This is a genomic window from Mycolicibacterium celeriflavum (assembly GCF_010731795.1).
Taxonomy (GTDB): domain Bacteria; phylum Actinomycetota; class Actinomycetes; order Mycobacteriales; family Mycobacteriaceae; genus Mycobacterium; species Mycobacterium celeriflavum.
The window spans coordinates 4769999-4782754 of record NZ_AP022591.1; the positions used below are offsets into that span (position 1 = coordinate 4769999).

At 67.0% G+C, this 12756-nt stretch carries 15 protein-coding genes; 9 read left to right on the forward strand and 6 right to left on the reverse strand.

Translation table 11 applies throughout. The features are described from left to right. Positions 1–29: 29 nt before the first annotated feature. The 5 genes from G6N18_RS22930 (at position 30) to G6N18_RS22950 (ending at position 4848) form a co-directional block, all read left to right on the forward strand. On the forward strand, positions 30–521 hold the full coding sequence (locus tag G6N18_RS22930; RefSeq protein ID WP_083005754.1) for a beta-class carbonic anhydrase: 492 nt from the start codon (positions 30–32) through the stop codon (positions 519–521). A 295-nt stretch (positions 522–816) separates the two neighbouring features. Then, on the forward strand, positions 817–1749 hold the full coding sequence (gene cysD, locus G6N18_RS22935) for a sulfate adenylyltransferase subunit CysD (RefSeq protein ID WP_067224929.1): 933 nt from the start codon (positions 817–819) through the stop codon (positions 1747–1749). After that, a complete protein-coding gene (gene cysN / locus G6N18_RS22940; RefSeq protein WP_083005686.1) occupies positions 1749–3635 on the forward strand; it encodes a sulfate adenylyltransferase subunit CysN in 1887 nt (628 codons plus the stop codon). The genes cysD and cysN overlap by 1 nt, the downstream gene beginning before the upstream one ends. Next, positions 3632–4363 carry a 3'(2'),5'-bisphosphate nucleotidase CysQ gene (locus G6N18_RS22945; RefSeq protein WP_083005682.1) on the forward strand — a complete coding sequence of 244 codons (732 nt, stop codon included), beginning with the start codon at positions 3632–3634 and terminating at the stop codon, positions 4361–4363. The genes cysN and G6N18_RS22945 overlap by 4 nt, the downstream gene beginning before the upstream one ends. Positions 4364–4371: 8 nt before the next feature. After that, a complete protein-coding gene (locus G6N18_RS22950) occupies positions 4372–4848 on the forward strand; it encodes an Rrf2 family transcriptional regulator (protein WP_083005679.1) in 477 nt (158 codons plus the stop codon). Between the two features lie 9 nt (positions 4849–4857). On the opposite strand, the gene G6N18_RS22955 is transcribed toward G6N18_RS22950, so the two are convergent. Beyond that, a complete protein-coding gene (locus tag G6N18_RS22955) occupies positions 4858–5250 on the reverse strand; it encodes a VOC family protein (RefSeq protein ID WP_067224925.1) in 393 nt (130 codons plus the stop codon). 55 nt (positions 5251–5305) lie between these two features. Here G6N18_RS22955 and G6N18_RS22960 point away from each other — a divergent pair, with 55 nt between their 5' ends. After that, positions 5306–6319: a nitronate monooxygenase gene (locus G6N18_RS22960; RefSeq protein ID WP_083005752.1), complete on the forward strand. Its 1014-nt coding sequence runs from the start codon at positions 5306–5308 to the stop codon at positions 6317–6319. A gap of 15 nt (positions 6320–6334) precedes the next feature. Here the strand turns inward: G6N18_RS22960 and G6N18_RS22965 are convergent, their stop codons facing one another. Then, positions 6335–6748, reverse strand: coding sequence for a VOC family protein (locus G6N18_RS22965; protein ID WP_083005676.1), 414 nt, complete (start codon positions 6746–6748; stop codon positions 6335–6337). Positions 6749–6796: 48 nt separating this feature from the next. On the opposite strand from G6N18_RS22965, the gene G6N18_RS22970 reads away from it, so the two are divergent. Beyond that, the gene (locus G6N18_RS22970; RefSeq protein ID WP_067224940.1) at positions 6797–7681 is read left to right on the forward strand and encodes an LLM class flavin-dependent oxidoreductase; all 885 of its coding nucleotides are present in this window, start codon (positions 6797–6799) and stop codon (positions 7679–7681) included. A 139-nt stretch (positions 7682–7820) separates the two neighbouring features. After that, positions 7821–8048, forward strand: a complete 228-nt coding sequence (locus G6N18_RS22975) for a hypothetical protein (protein WP_234783725.1) — start codon at positions 7821–7823, stop codon at positions 8046–8048. A gap of 3 nt (positions 8049–8051) precedes the next feature. Here the strand turns inward: G6N18_RS22975 and G6N18_RS22980 are convergent, their stop codons facing one another. From G6N18_RS22980 to G6N18_RS22995, 4 genes are read right to left on the reverse strand one after another with little or no spacing between them, the layout of a single operon-like run. Further along, positions 8052–8900, reverse strand: a complete 849-nt coding sequence (locus G6N18_RS22980; protein WP_083005673.1) for an oxidoreductase — start codon at positions 8898–8900, stop codon at positions 8052–8054. 2 nt (positions 8901–8902) lie between these two features. After that, a complete protein-coding gene (locus G6N18_RS22985; protein ID WP_083005750.1) occupies positions 8903–10156 on the reverse strand; it encodes a hypothetical protein in 1254 nt (417 codons plus the stop codon). Continuing rightward, the gene (locus G6N18_RS22990) at positions 10153–11310 is read right to left on the reverse strand and encodes a sulfotransferase family protein (RefSeq protein WP_083005670.1); all 1158 of its coding nucleotides are present in this window, start codon (positions 11308–11310) and stop codon (positions 10153–10155) included. The genes G6N18_RS22985 and G6N18_RS22990 overlap by 4 nt, the downstream gene beginning before the upstream one ends. Positions 11311–11344: 34 nt before the next feature. Further along, entirely contained in the window at positions 11345–11788 is a 444-nt protein-coding gene (locus G6N18_RS22995; protein WP_083005668.1) for a nuclear transport factor 2 family protein, read from the reverse strand. 30 nt (positions 11789–11818) lie between these two features. Between G6N18_RS22995 and G6N18_RS23000 the strand changes: the two genes are divergently transcribed. Beyond that, positions 11819–12754 (forward strand): SDR family NAD(P)-dependent oxidoreductase, encoded by a 936-nt coding sequence (locus G6N18_RS23000; protein WP_083005665.1) that lies wholly within the window; start codon positions 11819–11821, stop codon positions 12752–12754. Positions 12755–12756: the final 2 nt, after the last annotated feature.

The window sequence follows — 12756 nt, forward strand, 5'->3', positions numbered from 1 at the left end:
CGGCACCGATGCAGGGCTATCGTCGAGAAATGTCTGCGACCGATGAATACCTGAAGAACAACGAGGCGTACGCCAGCACCTTCTCCGGTCCATTGCCGCTGCCGCCGAGTAAGCATGTCGCGGTGGTGGCGTGCATGGACGCTCGTCTCGACGTGTACCGGATCCTCGGCCTCGGCGACGGCGAGGCCCATGTCATTCGCAACGCGGGCGGCGTCGTCACCGACGACGAGATCCGCTCGCTGGCGATCAGTCAACGGCTGCTCGGCACCAAAGAGATCATCCTGATCCACCACACGGACTGCGGCATGCTGACCTTCACCGACGACGGCTTCAAGCAGCAGATCCAGGACGAGATCGGCATCAAGCCCGAATGGGCCGCCGAAGCCTTCGTCGACGTCGAGGAAGACGTGCGGCAGTCGCTGCGGCGGATCGAGGCCAGCCCGTTCGTCACCAGGCACGAGTCGGCGCGGGGCTTCGTCTTCGACGTCGCGACGGGCCGACTCAACGAAGTCACCCTGTAACCCGCGGCGCCACCTAATCTGCGCGAGCGTGCGCGTTTGTAGCCGACACGCCGTCGAAAAGCAGCGCTGAACGCACGCTCGCGACCCCGCCAACGTGCGCAAACCGTCGAGATTCCGCGGCGTGTCGTGTGCAAACACGCCCGCTCGCGCAGGGGGTAGCGCAGGAGGTCGCGCAGGACGTCGGGCAGGACGTCGGGCAGGAGGGGCGGAGCGTTGACAGCGGACGCAACCCCAGTGTCTAATAGCGGGCAATGGTCATAAATATGGTCAGTCCTACCAACTTTACGAGGAAACGATGACCGCGGTCAGCACCACCGAACAACTCAGCGCAGGGCGCTACGAGCTCACTCACCTGCGTTCCCTGGAAGCCGAGGCCATCCACATCATCCGCGAGGTGGCCGCGGAGTTCGAGCGGCCCGTGCTGCTGTTCTCCGGCGGCAAGGACTCCATCGTCATGCTGCATCTCGCACTGAAGGCGTTCCGCCCCGGCCGGTTGCCGTTCCCGGTGATGCACGTCGACACGGGCCACAACTTCGACGAGGTGCTGCAGACCCGCGACGAACTCGTCGAAGAATTCGGCGTACGACTGGTCGTGGCCAAGGTGCAGGACGACATCGACGCCGGCCGCGTGGTCGAGACGATCCCGTCGCGCAATCCGATCCAGACCGTCACGCTGCTGCGGGCCATTCGCGAGAACAAGTTCGACGCCGCGTTCGGCGGTGCCCGTCGCGATGAGGAGAAGGCGCGCGCCAAGGAGCGGGTGTTCTCCTTCCGCGACGAGTTCGGCCAGTGGGATCCGAAGGCGCAGCGACCGGAACTGTGGAACCTGTACAACGGCAGGCATAACAAGGGTGAGCACATCCGCGTGTTCCCGCTGTCGAACTGGACCGAGTTCGACATCTGGTCCTACATCGGCGCCGAGAAGATCAAGCTGCCGTCGATCTACTACGCACACCGCCGCAAGGTGTTCGAGCGCGACGGGATGCTGCTGGCCGTGCACAAGCACCTGCAGCCGCGCAAGGACGAGGAAGTCGTCGAGAAGACCGTGCGGTTCCGCACCGTCGGTGACGTCACGTGCACCGGCTGCGTGGAGTCGCGCGCCGCGACGGTCGCCGAAGTGATCGCCGAAACGGCGGTGTCGCGGCTGACCGAGCGCGGCGCCACCCGCGCCGACGACCGCATCTCCGAGGCCGGCATGGAAGACCGCAAGCGTGAGGGGTACTTCTGATGACTCGCACCACTGAGCGGCCCGCGTCGAGCGCGCGGCCCGCCGCGACGCTGCTGAGGATTGCCACCGCAGGCTCCGTCGACGACGGAAAGTCCACGCTCATCGGACGGCTGCTGTTCGACTCCAAAGCCGTCATGGAAGACCAATTGGCCTCGGTGGAGCGCACTTCCAAGGAACGCGGTCACGACTACACCGACCTGGCGCTGGTGACCGACGGTCTGCGCGCCGAACGCGAGCAGGGCATCACGATCGACGTCGCCTATCGCTACTTCGCCACGCCCAAGCGCAAATTCATCATCGCCGACACCCCCGGCCACATTCAGTACACCCGCAACATGGTGACGGGTACGTCCACCGCGCAGTTGGCGATCGTCCTGGTCGACGCCCGCCACGGCCTGCTCGAGCAGTCCCGTCGGCACGCATTCCTGGCGTCGCTGCTGGGCATCCGGCACATTGTGCTGGCGGTGAACAAGATGGACCTGATCGGTTGGGACAGAGAGCGGTTCGAGAAGATCCGCGACGACTTCCATGACTTTGCCGCACGCCTGGACATTCACGACGTGACGACGATCCCGTTGTCGGCGCTCAACGGCGACAATGTGGTCACCAAATCCGACAACACGCCGTGGTACGAGGGTCCGCCGCTGCTGAGCCACCTCGAAGAGGTCTACATCGCCGGTGACCGCAATCTCGTCGACGTCCGCTTTCCCGTTCAGTACGTGATCCGCCCACAGTCCTTGGAGCACCACGACCACCGCAGCTACGCAGGCACTGTCGCCGGCGGTGTGATGAAGGTCGGCGATGACGTCGTCGTGCTGCCCGCGGGCCTGACGTCGCGGATCGCGGCGATCGAGGGTCCGGCCGGACCGGTCGACGAAGCGTTTCCACCGATGGCGGTGGCGATCAGCCTCACCGACGACATCGACATCTCTCGCGGCGACTTGATCGCGCGACCGAACAACCAGCCGCGAGTGACGCAGGAGTTCGACGCCACCGTCTGCTGGATGGCCGACGGATCCGCGCTCGAGCCAGGCCGCGATTACCTGATCAAGCACACCACCCGCACGACCCGGGCCAGGGTCACGGCGCTGGACTACCGCCTCGACGTCAACACGCTGCACCGCGACAAGGAAGCCACCGCGCTCAAACTCAATGAGCTCGGCCGCATCTCGCTGCGCACGCAACAGCCGCTGTTGCTCGACGAGTACAGTCGCAACGCGGCCACCGGCTCGTTCATCCTGATCGACCCGAACACCAACGGGACCGTCGCGGCGGGGATGATCCTGCCGCAGGTCACCGCGCGCACCTCGAGCCCCAACACCGTGCGCCACGAATCGCTGTGCAAGGCCGAGGACCGACTGAGCAAGGGCAAGACCGTGTGGTTCACCGGCCTGTCCGGTTCGGGAAAGTCATCCGTGGCGATGCTGGTCGAGCAGAAGCTGATCGAAAAGGGCGTTCCCGCTTACGTTCTCGACGGCGACAACCTGCGGCACGGCCTCAACGCCGACCTCGGGTTCTCGATGGCCGACCGCGCCGAGAATCAGCGCCGGCTGGCGCACGTCGCGGCCATCCTCGCCGACTCCGGACAGGTGGTGCTGGTGCCGGCGATCAGCCCGCTCGAGGAGCACCGGGCCCTGGCCAGACAGGTGACGACCGAGGCGGGCCTGGATTTCTTCGAGGTGTTCTGCGACACCCCACTGGAGGATTGCGAACGCCGTGATCCGAAGGGCCTGTACGCCAAAGCCCGCGCGGGCAAGATCACCCACTTCACCGGTATCGACAGTCCTTATCAGCGGCCGAAAGACCCCGATCTGCGCCTGACTCCCGACCGCGACCCCGAGGAGCTCGCCGAGATGGTGATCGAGCTCCTGGAATCTCACCGGTGAGCGATCACGAACTCGCCGGCCGCCTGGCCACGGCGGCCGGAGAGCTCCTGCTCGACGTCCGTTCGGAGCTGGCCGAGGCGAGTGAAGCCGAGCGTAAGGTGGCGGGGGACAAGCGATCCCACGACTTCCTCATGGAGGCGCTGGCCGCCGAGCGGCCGGACGACGCCGTGCTCTCGGAAGAGGGTGCCGACGACCCGGTCCGCCTGAGCGCCGCACGGGTTTGGATCGTCGACCCGCTCGACGGCACCCGCGAGTTCTCCGAACTTGGCCGCGACGACTGGGCGGTGCACGTCGCACTATGGGAGGCCGGTGAGCTCGTCGCGGGAGCGATCGCCCTTCCAGCGCAAGGTGTCACGCTGGCCACACCGACGGTCGACTCACCACCCGCTGGCCCCGACAAGCCCCGGATCGTGGTGTCGCGGACGCGCCCACCGTCGATCGCGCTCGCGGTGCGCGACGCTCTGGGCGGCACGTTGGTCGAGATGGGCTCGGCCGGGGCGAAGGTTGCCTCCGTCGTGCAGGGTCTTTCGGACGTGTACGTGCACGCGGGCGGCCAGTACGAGTGGGACTCCGCGGCGCCGGTCGCCGTCGCCCGCGCTGCAGGCCTGCACACGTCCCGTATCGACGGGTCGCCGCTGATCTACAACCGGCCCGACCCGTTGCTGCCCGACCTCGTCGTCTGCCGGCCCGAGCTCGCCGAGGCGGTGCTGGCCGTCACGCGTGATTGACTGGGCACATGCGCATGTCGGCCAAAGCCGAGTACGCCGTCCGCGCGATGGTGCAACTCGCGACCGCTGAGGACGGTGTCCTCGTCACCACCGACGATCTGGCCAAGGCGCAGGGCATTCCGCCGCAGTTCCTCGTCGACATCCTCTCCGACCTGCGCACCGACCGCCTGGTGCGCAGCCACCGCGGCCGCGAAGGCGGCTACGAGTTGGCCCGGCCCGCGAAGGCCATCAGCCTCGCCGACGTGCTGCGCTGTATCGACGGTCCGCTGGCCAGCGTCAGAGACATCGGCCTCGGCGATCTGCCCTACACCGGCCCGACCACCCCGCTGACCGACGTCTGGCGGGCGCTGCGGGCAAGCATGCGTTCGGTGCTCGAGCAGACCAGCGTGGCCGACGTGGCCGCCGATGCGCTACCCAAGCATGTACGAAAGCTCGCCGACGACTACCGCAGTCAAGAGGCCAAGCGCGGCCACTCGTTGAGTTAGCGTCGCGGGTCAGCCGGAACCGGATCCGTAGGGACGGGTGATGATCTCGAGGTAATGGCCCGCGGGATCCTGGAAGTAGACACCGCGACCACCGTCGTTGTGGTTGATCTCGCCCGGGCGCGAGCCATGCGGATCGGCCCAGTGCTGCAGACCACGCTCCCGAATACGTCCGTAGATCTCGGAGAACTCGTCCTCGGACACCAGGAATGCGTAATGCTGCGGGCGGATCTCCTCATCGGTGCCGACTTGTGCGTAATCAAGGCTCGCGTCGTGCGCCAAGGACACTGCCAGGAAAGGGCCGAACTCTTTGGCGGGCGGCAGCCCGAACAACTCGGTGAAGAACCTGGCCGACTGCTCGCGGTCGCGCGCAGCCACGATGGTGTGGTTGAAAGTGATGGCCATACCGATTCAGTCAACCACCGTCGGCGGCGGGACGGCAACGTTGCACGATGTAGGCATGACGTTCGACTTTCGAGACCTCGTGCACCCCGTCGTCGTGGCGCCGATGGCGGGCGGACCGTCGACACCCGAACTGGCCGCCGCCGCAACCAGGGCGGGCGGTCTGGGTTTCGTCCCGGCCGGTTACCTGACCGCCGAGGTGTTCGCCGAGCGTCTCGACGCGGCGCAGCAGCTGGCGTCCGGCCGGGTTGGTGCCAATCTCTTTGTGCCGCAACCTAGTGCGGCCCTCCCGGAGGCGATCGCGCGCTACTCGGAAGCGCTGGCCCGAGACGCTGAACGCTACGGCACCACGCTCGGCGAGCCGCGGTTCGACGACGACGCCTGGGCGGCCAAGCTCGACGTCCTGCTCGACCTGCGGCCCGCGGTGGCGTCTTTCACCTTCGGTCTGCCCAGCACCGAGGAGATACAAAGGTTGCGCGCGGCGGGTATCACCACGGTCGGCACGGTGACCACGCTGGCCGAGGCGCAGCAGGCGGTCGCGCGCGGCGTGGACGCGGTGGCTGCGCAGGGACCGGCGGCCGGCGGGCACCGCGGCACCTTCGACCCGACCGCGCAGCCGTCGGATATCCCGTTGGACGCGCTGCTGGCTTCGCTGATCGAAACCGTCGACGTGCCCGTCGTCGCCGCCGGAGGCCTGATGACCGCTGAGGACGTCGACCGGGTGCGGCGCGCCGGCGCGGTGGCCGCTCAACTCGGAACCGCGTTCCTGCTCGCCGACGAGGCGGGCAGTAGCGTCGTGCACCGCGGGGCGCTGCAAGACGACGCGTTCACCGAAACCGCTGTGACGAAGGCGTTCTCGGGACGTTACGCGCGCGGACTGCGCAACCGGTTCATCGACGAGCACGAGCCCGAGGCACCGTTCGGCTACCCCGAGGTCCACTATCTGACGAGCCCGTTGCGCGCAGCAGCAGTCCGCGCGGGCGATGCGCACGGCGTGAATGTGTGGGCAGGCAGCGGTTTCCGGAAGGTCAGGTCCGGATCGGTGGCCGAAATCTTCAGCACGCTGGTCTGATCCGTTCAGGCCGGGTCACTTGGGGGCGGTCAACTCCAGCGCGATGTTGTCCGGGTCGCGGAACTCGAGGATGTAGGACGGCCCGATGTCCTTGATCGGTTCATGGGCGACACCGAGATCATCGAGATGCCTTGCGGCGGAATCGAGTTCGTCCTTGCTGAGCATACGGAACGCGACGTGGTCGAGGCCGGTGCGGTTCTCGTCGAAGCGGTCGGTGGCCGCAGGCCGCAAACCCACCAGCATGCCGCCGAGGTCGTAGATCACGCCGCCGAACAGGAAGCTCAGCGCGTCGCGGGTGGCCGCGTCGGCGCCTTCGGGGAGCTCGAACAGGACGCGCCAGCCGAACACGGCTTCGTAGAACTCGCGCGACCGCTCGATGTCGGTGACGGTCAAGCGGATGTGCGCGATGGACGTGGTGGTGATCGCCATGCCCCTCATGCTGCCAGCCGTGCCAGAATCGCCGTCGTGCAGATCGGGATGACGATGCCGGTGATGGAGCCCAACCTCGACGCCGCCACGCTCAAGGCATGGGCGCGGGCGATCGACGACGGGCCGTTCTCCTCACTGTGCTGGGGTGAGCGCATCGCGTTCGACAATCCGGAAACCCTGACGCTCCTCGGCGCGCTCGCCGCCTGGACCGATCGGGTCCGGTTGGTGACGACCGTCGTGGTTCCGCAGCTGCACGACCCCGTCATGCTGGCCAAGGCGCTGGCCACTGGAGACATGCTGTGCGGGGGGAGGTTGACCGTCGGTCTCGGGGTCGGCGGCAGGGCCGAGGACTACCGTGCGGTCGCCGCGGACCCTGCTACCCAGACGATGCGGGGGATGGCCGACCGTGTCGCGGTGATGCGGCGGGTCTGGGCAGGTGAGAAGGTCACCGAGTCCGTCGTTCCGGTCGGCCCGCGCCCCATGCAGTCCGGCGGGCCGACGCTGCTGGTCGGCACGATCGGCCCGAAGACGGTTCGCAGTGCTGCGCAGTGGGCGGACGGGTTGGCGGGTACGACGCTTGATCTCGACGTCGACCGGCAGAACGAACTGTTCGATGTCGCCCGCACCGCGTGGGCGCAGGTGGGAAAGCCCCCGCCACACCTGGCCACCTCGTTCTGGTTCGCGATGGGCGACGGCGATGGACCGCGCGCACAGGTGCACCGGCATCTGCGGCGCTACATGAACTGGATTCCCGCCGACGTCGTCGACGCGATGGCGCCCATGACGGGATGGGCGGGAAGCGAAAACGAGCTGCTCGACGTGCTGCACCGCTTCGAGGACGTCGGCACCGATGAGATCCACCTGATCCCGACGAGTTCGGACATCGACCAGGTGCGCAGAGTCGCCGAGGTGGCCAAGGAGTTCACGACGTAGTGGCCGGGGGGCGGGTGGCCGGTCGGAGCGCGGGGTGGCACGATGGAACTGTCGGGGAAGTCGTGAGCGCCTTGTCGTGTTGCACGCAACGGCAAGCGTTTTATGCAGCGGCGAGGCAGACAGCCGAGAGGAATTCACGATGACGATGACGACACTGAAGAAGATCGCAGCCGGGGCCGTGATGGCCGGTGCGCTCGGGATCACGTCGGTCGGCCTTGGTGCAGGTCAGGCGGTCGCCGACGATGAGTGGTGGTGGTGGGATCCGCCGCCGCCGGGCCACTTCGTCCCGTCGCCGGGGCACATCTCTCACATTCCGGGTGTGCCACCGCCAGGCCACTGGGACAAGCCGTGGAAGTGGGGCCATTAGGCCTCAGGACTCTGCAGCGGCGTCTTTCGGGAAGTTCACATCCTTGGTGACGGCTTCCCATGCGTCGATGGAGGCCGAGAATGCGGCCAGCTTGTCCCGGACCGCCTTGAGCACGTCGCGGCCGAGCAGTAGCCGCAGCGGTGGTTCGTCGAGCGTGCTCACCATCAACACCGCCTCGGCGACCTTGCGGGGGTCGCCGGGCAGGTGGTTGGCGAACTCCTTGATCATGGTCTTGCGGGCGCCGACGTTCTCGTCGTAGTCGGTGATCGGGGTTGTCGATTCCCACATCGAGCGGGCCGCCCAGTCGGTGCGGAACGCGCCGGGTTCGATCGCGGTCACCCGGATGCCGAATGGCTTGACCTCTTGGGCGAGGGCCTCGGTCAACGCTTCGAGGGCGAACTTCGTCGAGGAGTAGTACGCGTTCGGCGGATTGGCCACCAGACCCGTCATCGACGAGATGTTGATGATGTGGCCGGATTGGCGGGCGCGCATCTGGGGCAGTACGGCCTTGATGGTGTCGACGACGCCGAAGTAGTTGGTGTCGAACAGCTTGCGGACCTTCTCGTCCTCGCCCTCCTCGACAGCCGACAGGTATCCGTGTCCGGCGTTGTTGACCAGAACATCGATGCCACCGAACGCGTCGATCGCTCGCTGGACCGCGGCGGTGATCTGGCTCTTGTCGGAAACGTCGAGCGCGACGACCACCGCGCGGTCACCGAAGCTCTCGGCGAAGTCGGCCACCGTCTCGGTGCGACGAGCGGTTACCACCACCGAGTGCCCCGCTTGTAGGGCAGCAGCGGCGATCTCACGCCCGATGCCGGTGGAGCAACCGGTGATCAGCCAGCGGGCCATGTCTACAGTGTTCCTTCCGGTAGCCGGCGCAGATAGGCGGCGCGACGATTCGCCAGCTCGGTGGCGCGTTCCGCGGCCGACACCCGGCGCAGAGTCGGCACGTCCTTCTCCAGGCTGTCGAGTGCGACGACCCGGCCGCGGGCGCCGAGGTCCGGCTTGGGACCCTCCTCGCCGAACTCGGCCATCCGCAGCGTGAGAATGCCTTCGGTCAGACCGTCGGAGTCGATCCAGTTGGCGACACCGGGGTCGGTCGGGGCGATGACATAGGTGTAGGTGCCGTCTTCATTCGGCATCGACTGCGCCTTGTTCAGGCTGCCGGTGCGGTCGACGATGTCGAGCGTCGTGCCCCAGATATTGCTCAGCGGGACGGTGAAGTATTCGGCGCCGCCGTCGCTGACGTCCACGACGAAGGCCTCGCCGGGCTTCAGGTCGAACCGGCCCATCACGTAGACCTGGTTGCGCATCGCGCCGACCCGGTCGGCGGACCATGCGAGGTCGAAATGGTTCGGCGGCATCTTGTAGATACCGTGGCTGAGCTTTCCCGTGAAGTTCGCGAAGTACGACATCATCGCCGCGGTGGCATCGGCCTGCTCGTCAATGGTTCTGGCCGGTGCCGACGGTTGGCCACCCAGCCGTTGCACCGCAAGGTGGTTCGGGTCATCGCGGTCCCAGTGCAGCAGGACGTCGCGGATGTAGAACTCGTGCGCTTCGGAGGTGGTCTGCACGTGGTTGGTCCTGCCGTCGGCGGGCCGGGAGTCGACGTTGATGGTGAACGAGCCGTCGGCCTCGACCTCCATGGTGCGGCCGTTGAGCACCGCGACGGTGCCCATGTTGGCGTCCCACAGCGTGAAGTAGTTCTCGGTCATCCGGTTCTCGCCGACGCGGCCGTGGATCTCGTAACGTTCGTCACCGGAGATCGGGATGACGCGGTAGACACTGTCGGGATTGTCGATGCCCCAGCGTGATCCGGGTATCGAGCGGCCGGCTACGGGGTGAGCCAGCCGGGTGATGCAGCTGACCTTCGGCCGCAGCTTGTCCTGGTTCGACGACCACACCGCGGCGGAGAACATCACCTCGGCGAACGCATCGTCGAAGCGCTCGCGCATGGCGTCGGAGGCTTTCGCACGGCCGAGCCAGGTCTCGGCGACGCTGCGGTACGCCGCCTTGACCGTCGGGTGGTTCGTGAGCTCGAGTGCCGCCAGTTCCTGTTCGTGCTGCGAGGCCGTCGCAACGGGATCGCCGGTGAATTCGGTCATCGCGTCCTTCCATGGGTTGCGCCGCAACGGAACCGGTCGTTGTATGCCGCGAACCGCTCGTCGATCTGATCGTCACTGAGGCCGTAGTCCGACGCCGAATACGGTGGCCGGGCGAGTTCACGCGGCCGGTCGGTCAGCCACCGGCGCATCGCCGTCTCCGCGCCGGCAGTCAGTGGCACACCGATCGCGTCGTAGACCCGCGACACCTGCGCGATCGGATCGGCGACAGCGTCGGCGAACTCGATGTCGGTGCAACGCACCGACTCGTCGCGCCATCGGGACCGGGTCGCCATGGCGCGGTCGTTGGTCCATCCCATGCGCTGCAGCCACTCCGCGCCGACGCGGTGGCGGTCCACACGGTCGGCGTGCATCGCGTGCAGCGTCGCGTTGAGGCTCGCTCCCGACGGGATGTTTTCCTTCGGGTCCCGGTGCATGTGCACGATGTGCAGGTCGGGAAAGCGGGCCCGCAAGATGTCCAGATAGCCAAGGTGGGCAGGCGATTTCAGTACCCAGCGCGGTGCTGTCAGGCCCGCCTGGCGCTTCTGCCACTGCAGGAACTGCAGCATGCGGTGCAGGTAGTCGTACGCCGGAGCGAAGTCCTGGTGATCGATCCACGACCGGTATGCGGGAACGTGCGCTCCCGACTCGGGCACATGCGACAGGAACGCGTCGGAGAGGAAGACGATCTCCTCCTCGGGTTCGCGCGCGTACATCGGATGGATAGAGAACAACTCCGGTGCGTGCTCGCGCGACGTCGCTTCGCGCCGCTCGCTGATGGCGATCCGCGGATCCTCGCGGTCGGCGAAGTCGTAACCCAACTTCGGCGCGACCTCGACGACTTCCCAGCCGTGGGCGCAGTGGAACCGGTCGTCGGCGGCCAACAGGCGCTGCAGCAGCGTGGTACCGCTGCGCATCATGCCGACCACCACGATCGGCGCGCCGATGACCTCGTCGGTGATCTCTGGATGCCGCCGGATCCACTCCTGGGCGCGCAGTCGCATCCGCAGGCTGTGGATCAGACCCGAGCGCAGGATGTGTACGCCGATGTCGTTGAGGTCAGCAGCGGCGTAGCTGTCGCCGAGAACCGTCAGCGGTTCAGTGAAGGGCAGCGGCCCCCAATCCTCGAGGCCTTCCTTCTGCTGCGCGGCGGCCATCAGCCCGGCAGCGTCGAAGGGATGTCGCACGGGATCAGAACTTCAGGTGTGCGCTGGTGTCGCCGACTTGGTCGACGTACATGGTGCGGCTGTCGAACCACCACACGCCGTCGATGCGGTGGAAGGTGTCGCGGTAGTGGCCGGTGACGATGACCTGCAGCGGCAGTTCGGGGGTCGCCTGGGTGACGCAGTAGTACGCGCTGGCGCTGGCGGTGCCTGCGGCCTCGTCGACCTCTATCCGCACATTGGTGGTGAAGTGTTTGGTCTTCGGGGTGCCGTCGTCGTGGATGCGGGTCGCCATCTCGTACATCTGGCGGACCCGGGTTGTGCCTTCGAACACGGTTTCCGGAGGACCGTCCTCCATGCCGCAGATGCGACCGTGGGCGAACAGCGCTGCCACGCCGTCCAGGTCCCCGGCGTCGATCCGTTCGGCGTAGGTGTACACCAAGTTCTCGATCTCGCGGGCGGCGTCGCTCATCGAGCGGTAGACAACCAGTCGCAAAGTGTCATGTCAACGATTCGGCGCCTCGCGGCCGTCGCTACTGTTCAGTCCGTGGCAACGAAGTGGTCGCCGAGCCGGCTCGGCAATCTGAGCGACAAGCGGATCATCGTCACCGGCGCGACCAACGGCGTCGGCCTTGCGACGGCGCGGGCGCTGGCGGGTGCGGGTGCCCACGTCATTCTCGCGGTCCGCAACCTAGAGCTGGGCGCGCAGCGTGCGGCGGAGATGGGCGGGGACACTTCGGTGGTCAAGCTCGACCTTGCCGATCAGTCGTCGGTGCGGGCGTTTCCCGACCTGTTCGACGGCGACGTCGACATCCTGATCAACAACGCGGGCCTGGTCGCGCAGGGCCGAAGCGACACCGTCGACGGCTTCGAGATGACGCTCGGCACCAACTTTCTGGGCCCGTTCGCGTTGACCAACCTGATGTTCGATCGGGTGCGGGACAAGATCATCAACGTCGGCTCCGATGCGCACAGGGCGGCGACGATCGCGTTCGACGACCCGCATCTGCGGTCGCGCAAGTGGTCGGCCTATCCGGCCTATGCGCGCTCGAAGTTGGCAGTGATGCTGTGGGGCCTCGAACTCGACCGGCGGCTGCGCGAGGCCGGTTCACCGATCACCAGCTACCTGACGCATCCCGGCTGGGTCGCGTCGAACCTGACCAACGTGTCGGACACCCGGGTGATGGCCGCCTTCCATTCGGTGGCCAAGGCGGTGGCCAGCGCGCTCGCCAACGACGCCGACGCCGGCGCCGCCCCGACGCTGTACTGCATCACCGAACCCATTCCGCCAGGCAGTTACGTGGGGATCGACAGCAGATACGGCCTGAAGGGCGGTCCGACGTTGAGCGGCCGGGCGGCCGTCGCTTGCGACTACGACGACGCCAGGAAGCTGTGGGAATTCGCCGAGAAGGAGACCGGGACGAGTCTGCCGGTGTGAGC

Coding starts and splice junctions, on each gene's coding strand:
- cysN (WP_083005686.1), top strand. CDS start 1,749: ATGACTCGCACCACTGAGCGGCCCGCGTCGAGCGCGCGGCCCGCCGCG.
- G6N18_RS22955 (WP_067224925.1), bottom strand. CDS start 5,250: ATGGCCATCACTTTCAACCACACCATCGTGGCTGCGCGCGACCGCGAG.
- G6N18_RS22980 (WP_083005673.1), bottom strand. CDS start 8,900: ATGGCCCGCTGGCTGATCACCGGTTGCTCCACCGGCATCGGGCGTGAG.
- G6N18_RS22990 (WP_083005670.1), bottom strand. CDS start 11,310: ATGGCCGCCGCGCAGCAGAAGGAAGGCCTCGAGGATTGGGGGCCGCTG.
- cysD (WP_067224929.1), top strand. CDS start 817: ATGACCGCGGTCAGCACCACCGAACAACTCAGCGCAGGGCGCTACGAG.
- G6N18_RS22965 (WP_083005676.1), bottom strand. CDS start 6,748: ATGGCGATCACCACCACGTCCATCGCGCACATCCGCTTGACCGTCACC.
- G6N18_RS23000 (WP_083005665.1), top strand. CDS start 11,819: ATGTCAACGATTCGGCGCCTCGCGGCCGTCGCTACTGTTCAGTCCGTG.
- G6N18_RS22995 (WP_083005668.1), bottom strand. CDS start 11,788: ATGAGCGACGCCGCCCGCGAGATCGAGAACTTGGTGTACACCTACGCC.
- G6N18_RS22975 (WP_234783725.1), top strand. CDS start 7,821: ATGACGATGACGACACTGAAGAAGATCGCAGCCGGGGCCGTGATGGCC.
- G6N18_RS22985 (WP_083005750.1), bottom strand. CDS start 10,156: ATGACCGAATTCACCGGCGATCCCGTTGCGACGGCCTCGCAGCACGAA.
- G6N18_RS22930 (WP_083005754.1), top strand. CDS start 30: ATGTCTGCGACCGATGAATACCTGAAGAACAACGAGGCGTACGCCAGC.
- G6N18_RS22960 (WP_083005752.1), top strand. CDS start 5,306: ATGACGTTCGACTTTCGAGACCTCGTGCACCCCGTCGTCGTGGCGCCG.
- G6N18_RS22970 (WP_067224940.1), top strand. CDS start 6,797: ATGACGATGCCGGTGATGGAGCCCAACCTCGACGCCGCCACGCTCAAG.
- G6N18_RS22950 (WP_083005679.1), top strand. CDS start 4,372: ATGCGCATGTCGGCCAAAGCCGAGTACGCCGTCCGCGCGATGGTGCAA.